We start from the raw sequence: 22,925 nt of genomic DNA on the forward strand, positions 1-22,925 counted from the left end.
CGACCGGATCAAGCTGGAGATCTCGCGCGTGGGCGGCACCGCCCCGGACTCGCTGAACACTCTCGCCGGCTGCAACGCGACCACCGCCGACCAGACGCAGGCCGGCAACGGCGGACAGCAGCAGGGCGGCGGACAGGCCACCGCCTCACCGAGCGCTCCGGCCGGCGGCCAGCAGCAGGGTGGCGGGCAGCAGGGTGGCGGGCAGCAGGGTGGCGGGCAGCAGCAGGGCAACGGCGGCCAGGCCGGCAACGGTCCCGTCGCCGCCGACTTCGTCGACATCACGAAGGTCCGGCCGAACGTGCCCCAGAAGGCGCGGACCCGGGCGGGCGGCTCCTCCGGCACCTTCTCGAGCACCTGCGGTGTGAACGCGAACAAGAAGTTCAACACCGACAACGTGATCGTGGCGCCCGGCGTGACCAACGGCGCGCACCACCTGCACGACTACGTCGGCAACCAGTCGAACGACGCCTTCGCCAACAACGACACGTTCGCCGCGGCCAAGACCAGCTGCTCGAACCAGGGCGACAAGTCGTCGTACTACTGGCCGGTCGTGCGTATCCAGAACGGCACGCAGGACTTCGACCAGAACAACGACGGCGGTGGCAAGGAAGGCAACGTCGGCCAGATCCAGCAGGCCAAGCAGGCGCAGATCAAGTTCGTCGGCAACCCGAAGAGCAAGGTCGTCGCGATGCCGAAGTTCCTGCGCATCATCACCGGCGACGCGAAGACGACGACCAACGGACTCGCGAACGCCAACGCCCACTGGAGCTGCACCGGCTTCGAGAACAAGGTGCAGCTGACGACGCAGTACCCGATCTGCCCCCAGGGCAGCAGCGTGGTGCGCACCTTCGCCTTCCAGAGCTGCTGGGACGGCCAGAACATCGACAGCGCGAACCACCGGACGCACGTGGCCTTCGCCGACGCCCAGGGCAACTGCGCGGGCGGCTTCAAGGCGATCCCGCAGCTGACGATGCGCCTGGTGTACAACGTGCCGGCGCCGACCCTGCAGAACGGGCAGGTCAAGAACGCCTATGCGGTGGACGGCTTCCCGGAACAGCTGCACAAGCCCGCCACCGACCACGACGACTTCATCAACGTCTTCGACGAGAACGTGATGAACAAAATGGTCAACTGCATCAACCGGGGTCAGCGTTGCAGGTGAGCCGCTCGCAGCGGTGACCGACCCGACATGAAGCGCGAAGAAGGCCGGTGGCGGATCTCCCGCCACCGGCTTTCCGCGTTCCTCCTGCCACCGGCTTTCCGCGTCCCTCCTGCCACCGGCTTCCGCGTTCTTTCCGCCACCGGCTTCCGCGTTCTTTCCGCCACCGGCTTCCGCGTTCTTTCCGCCACCGGCCATCCACGTCCTTCCGGACGCCGCCGCGCCGCGGGCCGTTCCGGCTCGTGCCCGGGACCGGGCCGGCGGCGTCCCCGCCCCGTCCCTCCCGGGCCCGGGGCGTCAGCCGGCGTGGTGACCGGAGTGCCCGGTCGCGGTTCCCGCACCCCCGGTACCTCCCGCGTGGTGGGACATGCCCTCCTCGACCGTCCCGCCGAGCCGGCCGCGCAGCGTCGTGACCATCTTCTGGTCGCCGACGGCGACCCACTTGGCGCCGACGAGGTACGAACCGCCGTAGTCCTTGGCGCCGTTGAGCCACTCGCGCTGTCCGCGGTCGGTGGCGAAGGTCGCGAGGATGAACTTGCCGGAACGGATCTTGCACACGCCCTGACGGATCTCGTCCGCGTCCGTCTGGATGTCCGGGGTGCACTTCACCTCGGCCGCCAGGTCCTCCAGGCTCCCGGTCGCCGTGGCCGGCACCTTGTCCTGACGGTCGGCCGCCTTGTCGCCCGACCCACCGCAGCCGGTGAGCATCAGCAGGGCCACGGCGGCCCCGGCCGCGAGCTTCTCGCGTGTCAACGTCATACGTACCTCCGCTGCGTGTCGGCGCTCACGCCGATGAGAGCCCCGGCGGGGGCTCTGCCTTCGATACGGCTCCGGCGGGCCCCGCGCTCAATCGTCCCCCCATCCGCCGTGCTGCCGGCGGTCGACGGGCGAACCACGCGCGTCCGCCCGTCGGGCACGGGACAGATACGCCCGGCGCGGGGTGACCATCCGCCGATTCGCTCGTTCTGCTGAACGTGCAGTCACAGGATGTAGCCCCGCGCCCCGCACCCTCCTCAGGACCGGTCGTCGACGTCGAGCAGGCCGAGGCCGCCCTCGTCGAGCACTACCCGCGGCTGGTCCGGCTGGCCTATCTGGTGCTGCCGCCGGGTCTGGGCCGTGGCCGCCGGGTACTGACCGCGCACGCCCTCACCCAGCGCGCGCTGCCCCGGGGCCGCGCCTCGGGCGACGCCTCGGTCATCCCGGCCCAGCAGTCCGGCGGCGGCCGCGACGGCGACCCGGGCTACACCTTCGTGCGCCTGCGCGTGGTGCGTGCGGCCCTGGAGGCGTGCCTGCCACTGAGGCTCCGCGCCCGGCCCAGGCGCGCCCAGCTGCCGCCGCTGCTGCCGCACGTGTGGGGCCTGAAGCTGTTCCCGCGCTCGGGCGGAGCCGACGAACTCGCCCTGGACCAGCGGCTGTCCGCGCTGTCCGGCCCCGCCCGTGCGGCCTACGTCCTGCGCGGTCTGGAGAAACTGCCGGACGCTCACGTACGGAAGGTCCTCGCTGCGGCGGGGGTCGCGGACCCGGACGCAGCGCTCGCCGAGGCGTCCGGCGTCGAGGCCCGCGACTCGCTGCTCGACTCCCCCGAGTTCGACCCCTGTTCGCTGCACGCCCGGCCCACCGACCTGATGCGGCGCAGGCAGCACGTCAGGGCCGCGCTCGCCGCCACCGCCGCCGTCGCCGTGTGCGGCGCACTCCTCGCGCTGCCCGGGGACGGCTGGGGCCCCGACGGCGCCGCGGCGCCCTCCTACGCGCAGAACCCGGCGGCCGAGGCCGCCCTCGACCCCGGCAGGCTGACCAAGGTGGCGGGCACGGCCTGGGAGTCGTCCGCGCGCACCGACTTCTCCGTGTGGCCCGCCCGCGGCGGCCTCCTCGACGACAGCGCGCTGCTGCGGCGCGCGCTCGCCGTGTGGGCCAGGCCCGGCGAGTCGGTGCGGGTCTCGGCGACCCCCGGCACCCCGTCCGGCGCCCCGCCCGGCCCGCCGCAGCTGCTGTACGCGGGCGAGATCGACCAGGCACGCGTGGTGCTCCTCTACGACGGTCTGCGCATCGCGCGGTACGCGGAGCCGAAGGACGGCACGAGCGGCGCCGCCCTCGACTTCGCGCGGGTCGACGGCGCGCGCCGGGCCGAGGCGAACGCGGTGGTCGTGGGCCGCTCCGACGGCAACGTCCGGTATCTGACCGCGCCCTGGGTGACCGAGGCGGCCGAGCGGGACCTGATGAAGCCGTCCTCGGGCGCGATGGACCTGCCGATCTCCGCCGACGGCGTCACCTCCCCGCTGGCCGGTCCCGCCCAGAGCGGCGCCTGCACCTCATGGAACGTGCTCCAGCTGAAGGACGACTCGGGCACCCGTCTGATGGCCGACCTCGGCGAGCTGACCCCGGCGCACCTCACGGCGGGCAAGCCCTCCTCCCCGCACGAGGCCTCCGGCGCCGAGGCGCTGCGCGAGTGGTCCCCGTTCGCCTGCTCGCTCGCCTCGGTGCGCTCGCAGGGCGTGCGGTCCGTGAACGCCTGGCGGTTCGCGCAGCAGCCGCTGCCGGACGCGAGTGGCACCGCGGCCTGGGTCTGCACCCGCGCCGACACCTGGCGGGGCGGCGGGACGCGGGTGCTCGCGCAGTTCCACACCCCGGGCGGGGTGTACGGGGCTGTCGCCGCCAAGGCCGAGAACTCCACCGCGTGCGGCTCCCGTGACCCCCATGTGCTGGCCGGCGTGCTGTGGAAGTCGGGGACGGGCAGCTGGTATCTGCTGGCCGCAGGGAGCAGGGACACGGCGTCCGTCCGGGCCACGGGCGGGGTCGAGGGCGCCGTGCGGGGCAGCATGCTGGCGGTGCGGGCGCGGCAGGGCGCCCAGGCCCGGCTGAAGGCGACCCTGTCGGACGGACGGTCGATCTCGGGGCTGCGCTGAGCCGGTCGCCGGCTGACGTCGAACGGGCCCGACAGCTAGTTGACATTCGCGTAAACAAGTAGGCGCACGGGGCTTCTCCGTGCGCCTACCCGTCAGTACATTGACGCCATGTCTCACACGCAGGCCCGGCTGCCCCGGCCAGTCGACTCCGAGCGGACGGCGCTCAAGGCGCGGAAGGTGTCGTTCTCCTGGAAGGACACGCCCCTGCACTGGGTGCCCGGGGACCCGTTCGCCACGCACACCATCAACGTGCTGCACCTGCTGCTGCCGGCCGGTGAGCGCTGGTTCGTGCACGTGTACAAGCAGGTGCTGCCCCACATCCGCGACGAGCGGCTGCGTGAGGACGTCATCGGGTTCATCGGGCAGGAGGCGATGCACTCGCAGGCGCACGACGAGGTGCTGCCGCACCTCAAGGAGCTGGGGCTCGACCCGACCCCGTACACCGCCCAGGTCGACTGGCTCTTCGAGAAGCTCCTCGGCGACCGCACCCTGCCGCCGGGCAAGGCCCGCAAGTGGTGGCTGCTGGAGCGGGTCGCCATCATCGCGGCGATCGAGCACTACACCGCCTTCCTCGGCGACTGGGTCCTGAACGCCGAGGAGCTGGACCGGCGGGGCGCCGACCCGACCATGCTGGATCTGCTGCGCTGGCACGGCGCGGAGGAGGTCGAGCACCGCTCGGTGGCGTTCGAGCTGTTCATGCACGTCGACGGGAGTTACCGGCGGCGGGCCCGGACCTGGGCCACCGCGTTCGCGGCGCTCGTCTTCCTCTGGCAGCGCGGGGCACGGTTCTTCATGGAGAACGACCCGACGCTGGCTGACGGCCGGGCGAGCTTCAAGGACTTCTACGAGTGCGGGAAGCAGGGCGTGCTGCCGTCCACCGGGGACATGCTCAAGTCCATCCCCCGCTACCTCAGCCGCTCCTACCACCCCTCCCAGGAGGGTTCCACCGAGCAGGCGATCGCCTATCTCGCCTCCTCCCCCGCGGCGACCGCGGCGGAACGGGGTGCGGCATGACGCCCCGGCTTCGGACCGTCGTGGCCGCCGCCGGGGCGGCCCTCGTCGTGCGGCGCGCGCTGCGCCGCCGTATCGAGGCCTCGCCGCTGTGGCCGCTGCCCGCGCTGGAGGAGCCCATCTCCGGCCGGCCGCGCACCCGGGCGCTGCGCCTGCTGGTCACCGGGCACGAGCGGGTCGCCGACGGTGTCGTCCAACTGCGCCTGGAGGGGCGGGACCTCCCGCGCTGGGAGCCGGGCGCCCACCTCGACCTGGTCCTGCCGTCGGGTCTTGTACGGCAGTACTCGCTGTGCGGGGACCCCGAGGACACCTCCTCGTACACCGTCGCGACGCGGCTCGTCGAGGACGGGCGGGGCGGTTCGCGCGAGGTGCACGAGCAGGTGCGGGAGGGCTCCGAGATCGAGGTGCGCGGGCCGCGCAACCGTTTCCCCCTCGTGGACGCGCCGTCGTACGTGTTCGTCGTGGGCGGCATCGGGATCACCCCGGTGCTGCCGATGCTGCGCGCCGTGCGGGGGCGCGCGGACTGGCGGCTGGTGTACGGCGGCCGGTCGCGGGCCTCGATGCCCTTCCTGGAGGAGATCGAGAAGCTGGACCCGGACCCCGAGCGGGTCACCGTCGTCGCGGAGGACGAGCAGGGGCTGCCGGACCTCGACGCACTGTTCGCGGAGCTCCCCCGGGACACGGCGGTCTACTGCTGCGGACCGGAGGGGCTGACGGCGGCGGTCGAGGCCCGCGTCCCGGACGGGGCGACGCTCCATCTGGAGCGCTTCGCGCCCCGCACGTCGAGCGAGGGCAACGGCGCCTTCGAGGTCGAACTGCGGCGCAGCGGACGCACGGTGACCGTGGCCGCGGACTCCACGGTCCTCGCCGCCGTCCGCGCGGAGCTGCCGGGCACCGTGTACTCGTGCGAGCAGGGGTTCTGCGGAACCTGCCAACAGCGGGTGCTGGAAGGAGAGATCGACCACCGGGACGAGCTGCTGACGGACGCGGAGCGTGACGACTCGATGCTGATCTGTGTCTCGCGGACGCGCGGTGAGAGAATTGTGTTGGACATGTGAACGATCGCGGGCGGACCGGCCCGTTCCGGGCCGGATCCGATCGGTATGGTGTTCGCATGACAACCGGGGTACGACGCAGGATGGGTGTCGAGGAACGCCGGCAGCAGTTGATCGGCGTCGCCCTCGAACTGTTCAGCCGACGCTCGCCCGACGAGGTCTCCATCGACGAGATAGCCTCCGCCGCGGGCATCTCCCGTCCCCTGGTCTACCACTACTTCCCCGGCAAACTCAGCCTGTACGAGGCCGCCTTGCAGCGCGCTTCGGACGACCTCGCGGGGCGGTTCGTGGAACCCGCGGAAGGGCCGCTCGGAGCGCGGCTGCTGCGGGTGATGCGCCGGTTCTTCGACTTCGTGGACGATCACGGGCCCGGTTTCGCTGCGCTGATGCGGGGAGGCCCCGCGGTCGGCTCCTCCACCACCAACGCACTGATCGACGCCGTACGGCAGGCCGCGTACGTGCAGATCCTGTCGCACCTGAACGTCGAGAAGCCGACGGCCCGCCTGGAGCTCATGATCCGCTCCTGGATCTCGCTGGTCGAGTCGACGGCCCTGCTCTGGCTGGACGGTCGGCGGATCCCGCGCGGCGAGCTGGAGTTGCAGCTGGTGCACGACTTCGCGGCGCTGGCCGCGGTGAGCGCCGCCCACGACGAGCAGATGAGCGAGCAGCTGCGCCAGGGACTCAAGGGCGAGCCGGGCGACGGGCCGTTCAGCGACCTCGTCGTCCGGCTCGTCGCACTGGCCTCGCCCCCGGACGCCTGAGCCCGCGGACCGCGGGCCCCGGGCGGCGGGCGGCGGGCTAGGCCCCCTCGAACTTGCGGTACGACGGGTCGAGGTCCCGCACTTCGGCGGAGGCGTGCACGGTGACCCCCTCGACCGGCTCGACGTACTTGCGCAGCAGCTCCAGCGCGGCCTCGGTCAGCCGCGCCTTGGTCTCGTCGGACCGGCCGGCGAGCAGCGCCAGCGTGACGTGCACGATCGCGTGGCCCTCCCCGTCCGCTCCCACCACGTCGTCCCCGGTCGTACGGAACCGTGTCTTGCACGCCTCGATGCGGGCGGCAGCCGTCTCCACCACCACCGGGTGCAGCGCCAGCGCGAACCCGCGCCGGTCAAAGGCGTCGTCGAGCGACTCGGAGCAGTCGACGGTGATCTGCGGCATCAGCGCACTCCTGTTCTAGGAATCTGCGATCACCCTAACCGCAGCGCGAGCAGCGCGATGTCGTCCTCCCGGCCCGGCCCGAAGCAGTCGAGCAGGGTGTCGCAGAGGGCGGCGACGCCGGCCGGTGCCTCGGCGCCGGCACTGCGCAGCTGCTCCAGGGAGACCCCCAGGTCGGTCCCGCGCGTCTCGATGAGACCGTCGGTGACCATGAGGAGCCGGTCCGTCGGCAGCAGGACGATCTCGGTGGGCTGCGGCCGGTCCAGGCCGAGGCCGAGCAGCGGGCCGCTGACGTCCGCGTAGCCGGCGGTGCTGTCGTCGCCGACGATCAGCGGAGGGATGTGGCCCGCGTTGGCGATGCGCGCCCGCCCGCTCGCCGGGTCGACCAGGCACAGGCAGACGGTGGCCGTGACGTCCGGGTGGTAGTGCTGGAGCATCCGGTCCAGGCGCCGGGCCAGTACTCCGGGGTCGGGGTCCTCGACGCAGTAGGCGCGCAGCGCGTGCCGGATCTCGACCATCACGGTGGCCGCCTCCAGCGAGTGGCCGACAACGTCGCCGACGGCGGTGAGGACCCCGTCCGACGTGCGCAGCACCGCGTAGAAGTCACCGCCGATCTCGGCCTGCCGGGAGGCGGGAACGTAGCGCACGACGACGTCGAGGCCCGGCGTCTCGGGCATCTTCTGGGGCAGGAAGCTGTGCTGGAGGGTCAGCGCGACATGCCGCTCCGCCTGGTACATCAGCAGGGGCTCCGCGGCCAGCGCGGTGGCCTGGGCGAGCCGGGCCACCAGGGTGTCCGTCTGCGGGGCCATGTCCCGATCGCCGTCCGTGGGCGTCGCGAGGCAGACCGGCACCCTGCCGTCGGGGGTGCGTGCCAGCACGACCCGGGCCGCGTCGGGGGCACCGGCCCGGAAGAATCCGCGCGGCCACAGCGGGGCGGGGACGACCGCGCCGCTCACTCCGGTGTGGCCTGCCGTCATGTGGCGGATCAGCCGGGTCACGGTCTCGTGCGCGCCCGGGTCGGACGCTGTCGTCCGCGCCCGGGTGCGGGACGTCCCGCGGTAGAGCTCGCCGTCCTCGGAGAGGACGAACACGGCGGCGGGCGAGCCGGTGAGACGGGCGGTGCCCTCGGCCGCGGCGTCGGCGAGCTCCTCGGGGCAGCGGGCCGTCTGGACGGCGACGATGGTCTCGGAGAGCAGTGTCAGCCGTCGTACGAGTGTCTCGGCGCCGATCCGCATCCGGGAGCGGCGCACCGCCGCGCGGACGACGGCCTGGATCTCCTCGGGCTCCGCGGGCACCGAGAGGTACGCGTCGCCACCCGCGTCCAGGCCCCGGCAGCGGTGGGCGGTTCCGGAGGAGGAGGCGGAGAAGTGCACCACGGGCAGGGCGGCCATGGGGGGCTGCGCCTTGAGTCTGCGGCACAGTTCGAAGCCGCTCATGTCGGGCAGGCCGACGTCCACCAGGGCGACGTCGGGCAGGACTCCGGCGCGCAGCCGCACGTCGAGCTCGACGAGTGCCTCGGCGGCACTGGCGACGGGTACGACCCTGTGTCCCGCGCGGGTGAGCACGGCGCCCAGCGCGTAGCGGCTGGCCGCGATGTCGTCGACCACCATCACGGTGGACAGAGTGTCCACCGTGGGTCCGGCCGATTCGATGGCCATCGGAACAGTCCCTCGGAGCACGGGTGATGGGGGCAGGTCCGGGGATGTCCCGGCCCTGCCCCCACCAAATTAGTGCGCTATCAGCCGGTCCGGGTGAAAACCGCCACCGTGCGGCCCGGAACGGCGAACGTCCCCGATTCGGCCGCATAGGACGAGGACTTGACGATAGGGTCCGCGCCCGACGCCTGTGCCGGATGCAGCGCGTACGCCGTTCCGGCCAGCGAGCCGACGGTCTGCTCCTGCTTCTGGGGCGTCGCGTTGAAGACGACGACGAGATCGCCGAGTTCCATCGTGATCACCCCGGGCGTCTCCGTCTTCCCGGACAGCGGGAAGGCGAGCTCGGACTGCACCCGGTCGGCCGTGGGGAGCGAGAAGACGCCCTCCGTGGTGCGGATGCTCTGGAGGTCCCCATAGGCGGCCGCCGTCGCCCCGATCTGGTCGCAGCCCACCTTGACCGAGGTCAGCAGCGGCTTGGCGTAGGACCACTTGGAGGCGTTGTCCGCGGCCATCGGCAGCCCGCGCCCGAAGCCGTTGCCGTCGCGGCAGTCCCAGTGGACGGCGTTGAACCAGTCGCCGCTGTCGAACGAGTTCCGGTCGAGGGACTTGGAGCGCAGCAGGTCGCTGCCGGCCTGGGAGAGGGACGGACCCTGCGAGAGGGTGGCCGTCGCCATCGCCAGGACCTGCATCCGGGCCCGGTCGGCCGCGCTCGTGGTGGCGGGCAGCTTGTAGGTGAGCGCGTCGAACAGCGATTCGTTGTCGTGGGCGTCGGCGTACGCGAGGGCGTCCCCGGGGGCGTCCGCGTAGCCTGCGGGCTGTCCGTTGTAGTCGACCTCGGAGCCCTTGACCTCCTTGCCGGCGGTGTCGGTGAACCGGTACTTGGCGAGGTTGCCGCTCAGACCGACCTTGATGAGGTCCTGGTAGTGCAGCAGGCGGGCCTTCTGTTCGGCCGTGGTGCCGTTCGCGTCCGAGGAGTTGGGGTCGGTGTAGAGGCCGGAGGCGAAGCCCTGGATGCCGGGGTCGGCGTCGAAGGGGCCGCCGCCGCGCACCGCGTCGCGGGCACGGTCGGAGAAGGTCGCGATTCCCGTGCCGGCCATGTTCTTCTGGGTGGCCTGGACGAAGCGGGCGTCGTCGGCGACCTCGCCGAAGTTCCAGCCCTCGCCGTACAGGATGATCTTCTTGCCGTCGACGCCGTCCTTCGCGAGGGTGAGGGCGTCCAGGGCCTTGCGGACCGCGAGGATGTTGGCCTTGGGGTGGTGGCCCATGAGGTCGAAGCGGAAGCCGTCGACCTTGTACTCCCTGGCCCAGGTGACGATCGAGTCGACCACCAGTTTGCCCATCATGGCGTTCTCGGTCGCCGTGTTGGCGCAGCAGGTGCTGTTGGCCACCGAACCGTCGGCGAGGAGCCGCTGGTAGTAGCCGGGCACGATCCTGTCGAGCACGCTGGTGTCCGCCTGGCCGGAGGCCGCCGTGTGGTTGTAGACGACGTCCATGACGACCCGCAGGCCGTCGTCGTTGAGCGACTTGACCATCTTGCGGAACTGGACCGTGCGGGCGGTGCCGTCCGGGTCGGTCGCGTACGAGCCTTCGGGAACCGTGTAGTGGTACGGGTCGTAGCCCCAGTTGTAGGCGTCCTTGGCGGCGGCCTTCGCGACGCACTCCTGCTGCTTCTCGGAGTCGGCCGCGAAGGAGGCCAGGTCGCAGTCAGGGGTGGCCTGATCGGCCTTCTTCTCGGGGATGGTGGCGATGTCGAAGGCGGGCAGGAGGTGGACGTACGACGTGCCGGACTTCGCCAGCTCGCGCAGGTGCTCCGAGCCGTCGCTGCCCTTGTCCGCGAAGGCCAGGTAGGTGCCCTGGTCCTCGGCCGGGACCGTCTTGTCGGCCACCGAGAAGTCCCGGATGTGCAGTTCCTGGATCTGGGCGTCCCGCAGCGGTACGGCCTTGGGCTTGCTCAGGGTCGACCAGCCACCCGGGGCGAGGGCCTTGTCGTTCAGGTCGACGACCAGGCTGCGCTCGGAGTTCGCGGTCAGCGCGACCGAGTAGGGGTCGGTGACCTTGTTCGTCACGACCTTGCGGACGCTGGGGGCCCACACCTTCACGACGTACCGGTAGGGCTTGTTCTTCCAGGACGCCGGACCCGTGACGGACCAGACGCCGGTGGCCGCGTGGCGGTGCATGGCCACCTCTGAGCCGGCCAGCTCCAGGGAGACGCTCTGTGCCGTCGGCGCCCAGACGGAGAGGGTCGGCTTCCCGTCGCGGAAGACCGGTCCGAGCTTCGCCGCGGTCGCGTCGTACACGTCGTCGAGGACGCCCGCGATCTGCACACCGGTCGCGGCCAGCACCGCGCCGTTCGCCGCACGCTGGGAGGCCACGATCTGGCCGCCGAGCGCCTGGCGCACCCGGTCCCGGTCACGCGGGTCGACGGACCAGGCCGTGTAGTCCTTCAGGTGCGGGAACTCGGCCTTCTGGGCGTCGGTGAGGCTCGTCCTCGTCAGCCGCAGCCAGCGCTCGTCGTCGCTGGTCAGCGTCCCGTCCTTGGCTGCGATCGAGCCGTCGCGGGAGGAGAGCAGCTGGGTGGAGGCAGCGCCGTCCGCGCCGTTCCAGGCGACCGTGTCCCGGTCGATCCAGACCGCCTTGGAGGTGGTCAGGTCGAGAGCGGCCGCACTGCCCGCGGGCTGCGGGAGCAGGTACTTCTCCTGGCCGCTCAACAGCCACACCTCGTAGCCGCTGGACTTGAGGTCCAGGGACTGGTCGGTGGGCAGATCCTTGTCGTCGCCCTTGTGGATGATGTAGCTGAGGCTGGTGGCACCGTCGGTGAGCGGTACCTCGAAGACCGCGCCGTAGGCATCGGTCTTCACCGGCTTCAGGGGGTTCGACCAGTCGGTGGGGTTCGCCGCGCCCGTCCAGACGTGCAGGCCCCAGCCGTCGTAGTTCCCGTCCGCGCGGTGGTAGTGGACGACTGCCTTGGTCTTGTCCTGCGCGGGGTAGTCGGGCCTCTTGGTGAGGACGTCCGTACTGCCCTGCTCGACCCAGACCTCGCCGGTCTTGGTGACGTCGATCGTCCGGTCGGCGGAGACGTCCTTGTTGCCGTCCTTGTCGATGACCAGGAAGCCGACGTTCGAGGCGCCGGGCTTGAGCTTGACGTAGGCGAAGGCGCCGTAGGCGTCACGGCCGGTGAAGGGATGGCTGGCGGGCCAGTTCGTGGACTCGCCGTCGGCGAGGTCGCCCCAGGCGTACAGGCCCCAGTCGTCGTAGTCGCCGTCGGTGCGCTTGTAGTGGACGATCGCGTAGTCGCGCGAGGAGGCGGTGGGGACCTCCGGGGCGGGCGGGGTGCCGGTGGTGCTCGTGGCGGTGGCGCTCGCGGTGCGCCCGGCGGAGTCGATCACGACCGCCTTGTAGCGCAGGGCCGTCCCCGCGGGGACGTCCTTGCCGATGGCCTGGGTGACCTTGTACGGGGCGTGGTCGGCGGAGCCGAGGATGCGCCACTTGCCGTTGCCGGCCTGGGCGGCGAAGACGACCCGGTCGAGCCGGCCGCCGGCGACGTTCGCGGAGAGCTCGACGGTCCCGGTGGCTCCGGCGTCCGGGGCCTTGAGCGTGATCGTCGGCTTGGTGACGGGCTCGGCGAGGGCGCCGGCCGCCTTGAGGACGACGGCGGACCCGGCGGGGACGGTGACGGTGATCTTCTTGTCGCCGTCGGTCCTCGCGGTGTCGCGGGTCCCGTAGATCCCGCGGTAGGTCATGTCCGCGGAGCCGGTCGCGAAGGTCGCGGTCTTCGCCTCGCCGGCGTTGTTGAAGGCGACGACGTACTCGGCGCCGGTCCTGGCGTCGGTGCGGGTGACGGCGTACACGCCGGAGCCGTCCGCCGCGTACCGCTCCGTCTGGACGCCGTCCGTGAGGGCGGGGTTGGCCTTGCGGAGCGCGGAGAGCGCGGCGATCCGCCGGTACAGCGGCGCGCTCGTGTCGTAGGCGTCGCTCGCGTGGGTGCGGTCGGTGCCGATCTCGTCGTCGTCGAGGTAGTCGGCGACCTTGGAGGCGAACATCGTCTGCCGGGCGTCCTTGTCACCGCCGGCGCCGGTGAACCCCTGCTCGTCGCCGTAGTAGACGACCGGGTTGCCGCGGCTGAGGAACATCAGCTCGTTGGCGAGCTGGTCCTTCTTGAGCAGTCCGGCGTCGGTGGCCTTCGGGTCGTCCTGGTTCAGGAAGGTCCCGATGCGGCCCATGTCGTGGTTGCCGAGGAAGGTGACCTGCTCGTACGCGTTGGCCTTGTCCGTCGTGTACTTGTAGTCGTCGCCGAAGACGGACGCCAGTTTCTGCGCGCTGCCGCCCTGGGAGGCGTACTGGCGGGCCGCCTCCTGGAAGGGGAAGTCGAGTGTGGAGTCGAGGCGGCCCTCGGTGACGTAGGGCGAGGTGATCGACGTGTCGGCGGAGTAGACCTCGCCGAACATGAAGAAGTCCTTGCGGCCGTGCCGGGCGGCGTAGGCGTCGAGGGCCGTGGCCCACTGGGTCCAGAACTCCATGTTCACGTGCTTGACGGTGTCGATGCGGAAGCCGTCGACACCGAAGTCCCGCACCCACTTCTCGTAGATCTTCTCCATGCCGGAGACGACCTCGGGCCGTTCGGTCCACAGGTCGTCGAGGCCGGAGAAGTCTCCGTACGTGGTGGACTCACCGGCGTAGGTCGAGTCACCGCGGTTGGTGTACATCGTCGTGTCGTTGAGCCAGGACGGGACCTTGGCGTTCTTCTTCGCGGCGGGAACCGTCGGCGTACGGGGGAAGGAGTCGGCGTCCACCGACGGGAACCCCTCGGTGCCGTCCGCGTAGTCCGCGTCGTCGAAGGGCCTGCCGTCCTCGGTCAGGTACGGGAAGGCGCCCTTGGAGAGGTAGTCGTAGGACTTCTCCTCGTAGTCGACGACGTCGGCCGTGTGGTTGGTGATGACGTCGAAGAAGACCTTCATGCCCTTGGCATGGGCCTTGGAGATCAGGGTCTCCAGGTCCTTGTTGGTGCCGAAGTGCGGGTCGACCTGGGTGAAGTCGGTGATCCAGTAACCGTGGTAGCCGGCCGATGCGTCCTTGCCGGTGCCCTGGACGGGCTGGTTCTTGAAGATCGGCGCCATCCAGATGGCGGTGGTGCCGAGGCCCTTGATGTAGTCGAGCTTCCGGGTCAGACCCTTGAGGTCGCCACCCTGGTAGAAGCCCTTGTCGGTGGGGTCGTAGCCGGTCGACAGGCGCGAACCGGTCAGGCCGCCCTTGTCGTTGCCCGTGTCGCCGTTGGCGAAGCGGTCGGGCAGGACGAAGTAGAACTGCTCGCGGGTGGCGTCGTGCCGGGCGGGCTGCGCGGCGAGCGCGGCGTCCGACGGCGGAGCGGGCGGGGTCTCGGCCCGCGCTGCGAGGGGTTGTGCGAGCGATACGGCCAGAGCGGCGGCAAGAACGGCTGCGCGCAGTCTGGAACGGCCGGGGCGGCGCGCCGGCCCTCTCGGTATCAGGTCCACAGGTGTGAACTCCTAGCGATTACGGCGTACTCGGGTCCGACCCCGCGCAGCGTTCCGGCTCCGGTGCCGAACGCCCGCGTGACCGTATCGCTCACGCAAGGTTTACAGCAAGAGTCTTGCAAGGTACGGAAAGGCTTTTCAGCAGCTGGACTTGCCCGCGTAGACCGCGAGCGCGGTGTTGGCGCCCAGGGTGGCCGTGAGCTGGCCCGAGGCGTTCACGGTGACCGTCGTGTTGTTCTGCACGTTGCAGTACGTGCCCGCGGCGAGCGAGGTGCTGTATGTGCGGGTCAGCGCGGAGGACTCGTGGTTGATGGCGACGAAGCCCTTGCCGCCGCGGCCGAAGGCGATGGCGTCGCCGCCGTTGTCCCACCAGTTGGTGACGGACTGTCCACGGGTGGCGTTGCGGAAGGCGACCATCGACTTGATCTCCGGCCAGGCGTGCTGGCACTTCCAGCCGTCCTGCCAGCAGGCGTTGACGGTGCCGCCGTTGGGCGGGCCGGCGTCCGCGTCGGACCACTCGTAGGCGGAGTTGATGTCGGGGGCGCCGTACGGGTAGGCGAGCATGAAGACGTTGGCGAGGGTGTAGTTCGCGCCGTCCTTGTAGTTGAGCGTCGAGCCGTTGCGCTCGGTGTCGTGGTTGTCGACGAAGACGCCTGCGACCGAGCTGCTCATGTAGCCCCAGCCCTCGCCGTAGTTCTTCAGGTAGGCGAGGTTCTCGTTGTTGAAGACCCTCTTGAGGTCGTAGGCGTAGCGGAACTCCTGCACGTCGCCGTTGCCGGTGTACTCGGTCGGCTGGACCGCCTCGCCCGCACCGTAGATGACCTCCTGCTTCCAGTACACCGACGGGTTGTTCAGCCGGGACTTGATGTTGGCGAGGTCGCCGGCCGGGATGTGCTTGGCCGCGTCGATCCGGAAGCCGTCGACCCCGTAGCCGAGCAGGGTGTTCAGGTAGCCGGCGATGGTCGCCCGGACGTACTCCTCACCGGTGTCGAGGTCCGCGAGACCGACGAGTTCGCAGTTCTGGACGTTGCCGCGGTTGGAGTAGTCGCTGATGGTGGCGGTGCAGTCGTCCATGTCGTACGAGGAGTACAGGCCCGGGTAGTTGTACTTCGTGTACGAGGAGCCGCCGGTCCCGGTCCCGGAACCGGCCGACATGTGGTTGATCACCGAGTCGGCCACGACCTTGACGCCGGCGGCGTGACAGGTGCTGACCATGTTGCGGAAGGCGGTGGCGTCACCGAGCCGGCCCGCGATGCGGTAGCTGACGGGCTGGTAGGAGGTCCACCACTGCGAGCCCTGTATGTGCTCGGCGGGCGGGGACACCTGGACGTAGCCGTAGCCGGCCGGGCCCAGCGTGTTGGTGCACTCCTTGGCGACCGAGTCGAACTTCCACTCGAACAGGACGGCGGTCACGTCCTTGGTTCCGGGCGGGGAGGCTTCGGCCACTCCGGCGGGGAGGGTCACGGAGGCCGCCATGCCCGCGGCGAGCGCGAGCGCGGTGGCGAGAGTTCTCTTGGCCATGTCTTCTCCTGCACATCGTCGTGCGGTGGGGGATGCGGGTGCGGGACCGGGGCGCCGGGTGCAAGTGGGGGGCCCTGGACGGAAGTTGCCCGATGAACCAGTCGGGCGTGTGCCGGAACGTATCTCTTGCCGGGAAGTTTCAGCAAGATGTCGTAAGGAATTTCAGTGCGCGAAAAAGGGGTGCTCCGGTCCCGATGGGACCGGAGCACCCCTTGAGGGTGCCGTGGTGACGAACCGTCAGGCAGTCCACCACACGGTCGTGTCCGCGGCCAGCTCGGCCTTGCCGTCCGGCGTCACGGTCACGTCGCCGCTGGCGATGAGCACCCGGCCGTGCGCAGGGAGGGTCACGGGTTCGCCCGTGGTGTTCGCCGTGCAGACGAACTCCCCGCGCCGGAAGGCGAGTACGCCCTCGGGCGCCGTCAGCCAGGAGACGCTGTCGCCCGCACCGAGGTCGGGCTGCGCGCGGCGCACCGCGAGCGCCTCGCGGTACAGCTCCAGGGTGGAGCCCGCCACCCCGGTCTGCGCCTCGACGCTCAGCTCGGCCCACTCGGCGGGCTGCGGCAGCCAGCTGCCCCCGCTGCCGAAACCGTACGAGGAGCCGACGCGGGTCCACGGGATCGGCACCCGGCAGCCGTCACGGAAGCCGTCCTGGCCCGCGCCACGGAAGTAGGCGGGGTCCTGCCGCACCTCGTCGGGCAGGTCCACGACGTCGGGCAGGCCGAGCTCCTCCCCCTGGTAGAGGTAGGCGGAGCCGGGCAGCGCCAGCATCAGCAGGGTCGCCGCGCGGGCCCGGCGCAGTCCCAGCTCCCGGTCGCCCGCCGTCCGGATCTGGGTGCCGAGACCTGCCTCGTTGGCGAACCGGGTGGCGTGCCGGGTCACGTCGTGGTTGGACAGCACCCAGGTGGAGGGGGCGCCGACCGGCCGCATCGCGTCGAGAGTGCGGTCGATGACCGAGCGCAGCTCCGCCGCGTCCCAGTGGGTGCCCAGGTACTGGAAGTTGAAGGCCTGGTGGAGCTCGTCGGGGCGCACGTAGTGGGCGGTGCGCTCGATGGTGGGCGTCCACGCCTCGGCGACGAAGATGCGCTCGCCGGAGTACTCGTCGAGGATGGTGCGCCACTGGCGGTAGACGGCGTGCACGCCGTCCTGGTCGAAGAACGGCATGACATCGTTGCCCAGCAGTTTCAGCTGGTCGTGGTCGCCCAGGTCCGGCAGGCCCTCCGCCTTCACCAGTCCGTGCGCCACGTCGATACGGAAGCCGTCGACCCCCATGTCCAGCCAGAACCGCAGGATCGAGCGGAACTCGTCGCCGACGGCCGGGTGCTCCCAGTTGAAGTCGGGCTGTTCGGGGGCGAAGAGATGCAGGTACCACTCGCCGGGGGTGCCGTCCGGCTCGGTGACCCGGGTCCAGGCCGGCCCGCCGAAGATGGACTCCCAGTCGTTGGGCGGCAGTTCGCCGTTCGCGCCCTTGCCGGGACGGAAGTGGTAGCGCTCCCGCAGCGAGGAGCCGGGGCCCTCGCGCAGGGCGCGCTTGAACCACTCGTGCTGGTCGGAGGAGTGGTTCGGCACGAGGTCCACGATGATCCGCAGGCCCAGGGCGTGGGCCTCGCGAATGAGGGCGTCGGCGTCCAGGAGGCTGCCGAACATGGGGTCGACCGCGCGGTAGTCCGCCACGTCGTACCCGGCGTCGGCCTGCGGCGAGGCGTAGAAGGGGCTGAGCCACACGGCGTCCACGCCGAGGTCGCGCAGGTAGGGGAGTCGGGAACGTACGCCCTCCAGGTCGCCCATGCCGTCGCCGTTGCTGTCGGCGAAGCTGCGCGGATAGACCTGGTAGATCACCGCGTCGCGCCACCAGTCGCGATGTGCGGCGACGGTGGCGAGAGCGGAGTTCGGGGCCTGGTCGGCGGAGTGCTGGCTCATGTCGTCCTTGATGCGTGACGGGTTCGAGGTGGGGGCTCCCCCGCACCGGGGCGGTGCCCGGTGCGGGAGAGGAAATACGTCATCGGTGTGGCGGGCGATGAGGCGGCCGCGGAACCGGCGGGGTCGGATGGGCACCGCGGCCGCCACCCGCGCGCTGGGAGCGCGCGGGAGTCTTCGGGCGTCGGAGGCGTACCGGGCGGGTCAGCCCTTCGTTCCGCCCGCGGTGAGTCCGGTCACCAGGTTCTTCTGCACGAGGTAGAAGAAGGCGGAGACGGGTATCGCGATCAGTACGGCCGTGGCGGCCATCAGGTTGCGCTGCGCGTCGTGCTCGCTGACGAAGCTCTGGAGTCCGACGGCGAAGGTGTACTTCGAGTCGTCCAGCATGAACGTCGAGGCGAAGGCGACCTCACCGAACGCGGTGATGAAGTTGTAGAACGCGGCCACCGCGAGGCCCGGCTTGGCGAGCGGCAGGATCAGCCGGAAGAAGGTGCCGAAGGGGGTCAGCCCGTCGACGCGGCCGGCCTCGTCGATCTCGAACGGGATGGTGTCGAAGTAGCCCTTGAGCAGCCAGGCGCTGTAGGGCACCGCCGTCGAGCAGTAGACGAGGATCAGACCGAGGTAGGAGTCGATGAGCTGCAGGTCCGAGAGGATCTGGTACATCGGCACGATGAGGACGGCGATCGGGAACATCTGGGTGACCAGCAGCACCCACATGAACTTCTTGTAGCCGGGGAAGCGCATGCGCGACACCGCGTAGCCGGTGGTGGCCGCGACCATGACGCCGACGACCGTGGTGCCGAGCGACACGATGAGCGAACTCTTCATCCACTCGAAGAAGTTCGTGTGCTGGAGCACGAAGGAGTAGTTGTCGAACGTCATCGTGTTCCAGATGCGTCCGGGGTGCAGGTAGTCGTCCTTGTCCGGGCCGAGGGACAGGAAGACGAGCCAGGCGATCGGGAACAGCGCGACCAGGCTCGCGACGGTCAGGACGCCGTGGGAGACGAGCGAGCCGACGAGGCCGCGCCGACCGCGCTTGCCGGCGGGCCGGGGCTCCTCCTCGTACCCGGAGGTCTGGTCGGCCGGAGGCGTCTGAAGGGTGGTGGTGCTCATGGAGACTCCTGCCTCAGATCGCGAGCTGCTGGTCATTGCGGTTCAGCCAGCGGCGGTAGAAGGAGGTGAAGACGATCAGGATGGCCAGCAGCAGCATGCCGTAGGCGGCGGACTGCGCGAAGTCGCGCGGCTGCTGTCCGAAGCCCAGGTAGTAGGCCCAGGTCACGAGGATCTGTGCGTCCGGGGCGGTGTTGCCGAACAGCAGGAAGATCACGGCGAACTGGTTGAAGGTCCAGATGATGCCGAGGAGCACCACGGTGGAGCTGACCGACCTGAGGCCCGGCAGGGTGACGTAGCGGAACTGCTGCCACCTGTTCGCGCCGTCCATCTCGGCGGCCTCGTAGAGCGTGCTGTCGATGGACTGCAGTCCGCCGAGCAGCGAGACCATCATGAACGGCACACCGCACCAGGTGTTGACCATGATCGCGGCGAACCGCTGCCAGAAGGTGTCCTCCAGCCACAGCGGTGTGGGCAGGTGCACCGCGTCGAGCATGGAGTTGATGATGCCGCCGTCGGCGAGCATGAAGCGCCAGCCGAAGACGGTGACGAAGGTCGGCACCGCCCACGGCAGCACCAGGACCAGCCGGTAGAACGTGCGGCCGCGCAGCTTCTGGTTGAGCAGCAGCGCCAGACCGAGGCCGATGCAGTAGTGCAGGGCGACGCACAGGACGGTCCAGGCGATGGTCCAGATGAAGTGCGACCAGAAGCGGTCGTACGACGTCGGACCCCACAGGATGTCCTTGTAGTTGTCCAGGCCGATGAACTTGTAGGTGGCGTCGATGTGGTTGACGCCGATCGTGCGGGCCGAGTTGAGGCTGTTGGCGTCCGTGAACGTCAGATAGAGGCCCCGTACCAGGGGATAGAGCACCAATCCGCCGAGTACGACGACGACCGGTGCGATCATCGCGTACGCATACCAGTACTTCTGGTACGAGTGCTTCAGACGCTGCATCCGGCCCGGACGCGGTGCTCGGTCACCGCGGCGCTTGCCGGTCGCTCGGTCGATGGCGACTGTCATGGTTCGACACCTTCTGCAAGATCAGGAGTTGGGCGCACACAGCCGGTGGCCGCCGGATCCGTTCCCCCAGTTGTAGGGGTCCCCGCGGCCCGACGGAAGTCGGGCCGGGGAAGGATCCGGCGGCCACACGGGCTCACTTGCTGAAGTCCGGGACCAGCTTGGCGATCGCCAGTTCGGCGTTGCTCAGGCCCTTGTCCAGCGACTCCTTGCCACCCGCGATCTTCGGCAGCTCGGTGTCGAGCGGGCCCCACAGGGAGCCGTACTCGGGAAGCGCCGGGCGCGGCTGGGCGGCGGGGAGGACGCCCTGGTAGCCGGCGATGCCCGGGTCGGCCTTGACCTCGGCGGTGTAGGCGTCGTCACGCGTCGGCAGCGTGGAGTTCTTGAGGGCGATCGTCGACTGCGACTTCGCGGACGTCATGAACTTCACGAACTTCAGCGAGGCCTCCTGGTGGGCCTTGTCCGAGCCCGCGTACACGGAGAGGTTGTGGCCGCCGGTCGGGGCACCCGCCTTGCCGGTGGAGCCGGCCGGGACGGTGGCGATACCGAGGTTCGCCTTGTCCGCGAAGGCCGAGCCCTTGTAGAAGTTGGTGATCTCCCACGGGCCCTGGATGATCGAGGCGACCTTGCCGTTGACGAAGGCGTCCTGGATGTGGGCGTACGCGTCGGCGGTGGTGTCCGCCTTGTGCAGGCCCTTGCCGGAGAACAGACCCTGCCAGGTGCCGAACGCCTTCTTGGCCTCGGGCGAGTTCACCGTGATCTTCTTGGCGTCGGCGTCGACCGTGTTGGTGCCCTCGCCGTAGAGGAAGGACTGCGCGTAGTAGGCCTGGGTCGAGCCCCAGTAGCCGTCGACGCCCGTCTTCTTCTTGATCGTCGCGGCGGCGGTCTTCAGGTCGGCCCAGGTCTTCGGGGCCTCGGTGATGCCGGCCTTCTTGTAGAGCGCCTTGTTGTAGACGAGCGCGAGGGTGTCGGTGACGAACGGCACACCGTACGTCTTGCCGTCGAACTTGGCCTGCTCGATCAGGTTGGGCTGGAACTTGCTCTGGTCCGCGAGGGCCTCGGTGCCGTCGAGCGGCAGGAAGTAGCCCTTCTTCGCGAAGGCCGGGGTCCAGCCGACCTCGGAGCGCAGGATGTCCGGGGCGCCCTTGGAACCGGCGGCCGTGTCGAACTTGTTCTGCGCCTGGTCGAAGGGCACGTTGACGTACTTGACCTTGATGTCCGGGTTGGCCTTCTCGAACTCCTTGGCCAGGGCCTTGTACGTCGGCGCCTCATTGGTGGCGTTGGAGGTGTCCCACCACGTGATGGTGAGGGGGCCGTCCGACTTGTCGCTGCCGCTGTCGCTGCCGCCGCAGGCCGTCGCCGCGAGGGCGAGGGACGCCACCAGCGCGGTGGCCGCTATGCCACGCCGCATGAGATCTCCTTGAGGGTGAAAGCCCGAGTGGGTGGAGGAGCGGTCCCGCCCGCTCTCCTTGCCGACTTGCCGACTGCGCCGTTGCGTCCGCCGGGCGACGTGAACGTAACAGCGTTGTAAGCGCCGCGAAAGACCTTGCAGAAAAAAAATGCAAGGACTGCCGAGAGTTACCCGCCCGTGACCCGTCGGTGTCACTAAGGAAACCCTTGTGCGAGGCCGCTCAGCAGACATGCGGGCCTCTGTGCAAGACTCTGCAAGCTCTTGCCATGGCGGACGGGTACGGGGATCATCTGCCCGGCAGCGCCTTGCAGGAGCCACCCCTTCCCGCGGCGCTCGCGCGGGACGCCGAGCCGACCAGAACAAGAGGGAGCGCGATGACGCAGCAGCCCGGAGCGGGCCGATCAACCGCCCGCACACGGCGTCTGGTTGGTGGGCACGGGGAGATTCGGCCGGTACAGTCCAATCCCGTGACCACACGGCTTGCCGACATCGCAGCCCAGGCGGGGGTCAGCGAGGCGACTGTCAGCCGCGTCCTGAACGGGAAGCCGGGCGTCGCCGCGACCACCCGCCAGTCCGTCCTGGCCGCGCTGGACGTACTGGGCTACGAGCGCCCCGTGCGTCTGCGGCAGCGCAGCGAGGGCCTGGTGGGCCTGATAACCCCCGAGCTGGAGAACCCGATATTCCCCGCGCTGGCGCAGGTCATCGGGCAGGCGCTGACCCGGCAGGGTTACACGCCGGTGCTGGCCACCCAGACACCGGGCGGCTCCACCGAGGACGAGCTCACGGAGATGCTGGTGGACCGCGGCGTCGCGGGCATCATCTTCGTCTCCGGTCTGCACGCGGACACCTCCGCGGACATGCAGCGCTATGAGCAGCTGCGCGCCCAGGGTGTCCCTTTCGTCCTCGTCGACGGCTTTTCTCCCAAGGTGCAGGCCCCCTTCATCTCACCGGACGACCGCGCGGCGATGGCCCTCGCGGTCACCCACCTCGTCTCGCTCGGGCACACCAACATCGGGCTGGCTCTCGGCCCCAAGCGATTCGTGCCCGTGCAGCGCAAGATCGAGGGCTTCGTGCGCACCGTGCAGGAGCAGTTGGGGCTGAGCCCCGCCGACATCGAGGAGCGGCTGGTCCAGCACTCGCTCTACACCCTGGAGGGCGGTCAGGCCGCCGCCAGCGCCTTGATGGACCGGGACTGCACGGCGGTGGTGTGCGCGAGCGACATGATGGCGCTCGGCGCCATACGGGCGGCCCGGCAGCGCGGCCTGGAGGTGCCGAAGGACGTCTCGGTGGTCGGTTTCGACGACTCCCCGCTGATCGCGTTCACCGACCCGCCGCTGACGACGATCCGCAAGCCGGTCCCGGCGATGGGGCAGGCCGCGGTCCGCACGCTGCTGGAGGAGATCGGCGGGACGCCCGCTCCGCACAGTGAGTTCGTGTTCATGCCGGAGCTGGTGGTGCGCGGTTCGACCGCTTCTGCGCCCGGGGACCGCAATCGTCCCTGAGGAGGAGAATGCGGGGCCTTCG

Annotated in this window: 15 protein-coding genes; 6 read left to right on the forward strand and 9 right to left on the reverse strand. The window is 70.2% G+C overall.

Annotated elements, in window-relative coordinates:
- On the forward strand, positions 1-1,162 hold a 1,162-nt coding region (locus H305_RS0112915; RefSeq protein WP_028800760.1), incomplete at its 5' end, for a DUF1996 domain-containing protein.
- 294 nt (positions 1,163-1,456) lie between these two features.
- Here H305_RS0112915 and H305_RS0112920 read toward each other — a convergent pair.
- The gene (locus tag H305_RS0112920; protein WP_028800761.1) at positions 1,457-1,918 is read right to left on the reverse strand and encodes a hypothetical protein; all 462 of its coding nucleotides are present in this window, start codon (positions 1,916-1,918) and stop codon (positions 1,457-1,459) included.
- A gap of 215 nt (positions 1,919-2,133) precedes the next feature.
- On the opposite strand from H305_RS0112920, the gene H305_RS0112925 reads away from it, so the two are divergent.
- The 4 genes from H305_RS0112925 to H305_RS0112940 all read left to right on the forward strand — a co-directional run bounded on the left by H305_RS0112925 (position 2,134) and on the right by H305_RS0112940 (position 6,889).
- Positions 2,134-4,062, forward strand: coding sequence for a hypothetical protein (locus H305_RS0112925; RefSeq protein ID WP_028800762.1), 1,929 nt, complete (start codon positions 2,134-2,136; stop codon positions 4,060-4,062).
- A gap of 108 nt (positions 4,063-4,170) precedes the next feature.
- On the forward strand, positions 4,171-5,076 hold the full coding sequence (locus tag H305_RS0112930; RefSeq protein ID WP_028800763.1) for a metal-dependent hydrolase: 906 nt from the start codon (positions 4,171-4,173) through the stop codon (positions 5,074-5,076).
- On the forward strand, positions 5,073-6,131 hold the full coding sequence (locus tag H305_RS0112935) for a PDR/VanB family oxidoreductase (protein ID WP_028800764.1): 1,059 nt from the start codon (positions 5,073-5,075) through the stop codon (positions 6,129-6,131). The genes H305_RS0112930 and H305_RS0112935 overlap by 4 nt, the downstream gene beginning before the upstream one ends.
- 56 nt (positions 6,132-6,187) lie before the next feature.
- A complete protein-coding gene (locus H305_RS0112940) occupies positions 6,188-6,889 on the forward strand; it encodes a TetR/AcrR family transcriptional regulator (RefSeq protein ID WP_078629021.1) in 702 nt (233 codons plus the stop codon).
- A gap of 37 nt (positions 6,890-6,926) precedes the next feature.
- Here H305_RS0112940 and H305_RS0112945 read toward each other — a convergent pair whose 3' ends face one another.
- From H305_RS0112945 to H305_RS0112980, 8 genes are all read right to left on the reverse strand, one after another.
- On the reverse strand, positions 6,927-7,286 hold the full coding sequence (locus H305_RS0112945) for a 5-carboxymethyl-2-hydroxymuconate Delta-isomerase (protein ID WP_028800766.1): 360 nt from the start codon (positions 7,284-7,286) through the stop codon (positions 6,927-6,929).
- 29 nt (positions 7,287-7,315) lie between these two features.
- Entirely contained in the window at positions 7,316-8,941 is a 1,626-nt protein-coding gene (locus H305_RS0112950) for a fused response regulator/phosphatase (protein ID WP_051370557.1), read from the reverse strand.
- Between the two features lie 80 nt (positions 8,942-9,021).
- The gene (gene pulA, locus H305_RS0112955; protein ID WP_028800768.1) at positions 9,022-14,421 is read right to left on the reverse strand and encodes a pullulanase-type alpha-1,6-glucosidase; all 5,400 of its coding nucleotides are present in this window, start codon (positions 14,419-14,421) and stop codon (positions 9,022-9,024) included.
- A 144-nt stretch (positions 14,422-14,565) separates the two neighbouring features.
- Positions 14,566-15,948 (reverse strand): alpha-amylase, encoded by a 1,383-nt coding sequence (locus H305_RS0112960; protein ID WP_028800769.1) that lies wholly within the window; start codon positions 15,946-15,948, stop codon positions 14,566-14,568.
- Positions 15,949-16,185: 237 nt separating this feature from the next.
- Entirely contained in the window at positions 16,186-17,865 is a 1,680-nt protein-coding gene (locus H305_RS0112965) for a glycoside hydrolase family 13 protein (protein WP_028800770.1), read from the reverse strand.
- 201 nt (positions 17,866-18,066) lie between these two features.
- Positions 18,067-18,975: a sugar ABC transporter permease gene (locus H305_RS0112970; protein ID WP_028800771.1), complete on the reverse strand. Its 909-nt coding sequence runs from the start codon at positions 18,973-18,975 to the stop codon at positions 18,067-18,069.
- 13 nt (positions 18,976-18,988) lie between these two features.
- On the reverse strand, positions 18,989-19,993 hold the full coding sequence (locus H305_RS0112975) for a carbohydrate ABC transporter permease (RefSeq protein WP_028800772.1): 1,005 nt from the start codon (positions 19,991-19,993) through the stop codon (positions 18,989-18,991).
- Positions 19,994-20,126: 133 nt separating this feature from the next.
- Positions 20,127-21,401, reverse strand: coding sequence for an extracellular solute-binding protein (locus tag H305_RS0112980; protein ID WP_028800773.1), 1,275 nt, complete (start codon positions 21,399-21,401; stop codon positions 20,127-20,129).
- 467 nt (positions 21,402-21,868) lie between these two features.
- Here H305_RS0112980 and H305_RS0112985 point away from each other — a divergent pair, with 467 nt between their 5' ends.
- Entirely contained in the window at positions 21,869-22,903 is a 1,035-nt protein-coding gene (locus H305_RS0112985) for a LacI family DNA-binding transcriptional regulator (RefSeq protein WP_028800774.1), read from the forward strand.
- The last annotated feature ends 22 nt before the right edge of the window (positions 22,904-22,925 follow it).

Source organism: Streptomyces sp. 142MFCol3.1, assembly GCF_000424945.1.
In the GTDB taxonomy this organism is placed as follows: Bacteria; Actinomycetota; Actinomycetes; order Streptomycetales; family Streptomycetaceae; genus Streptomyces; species Streptomyces siamensis.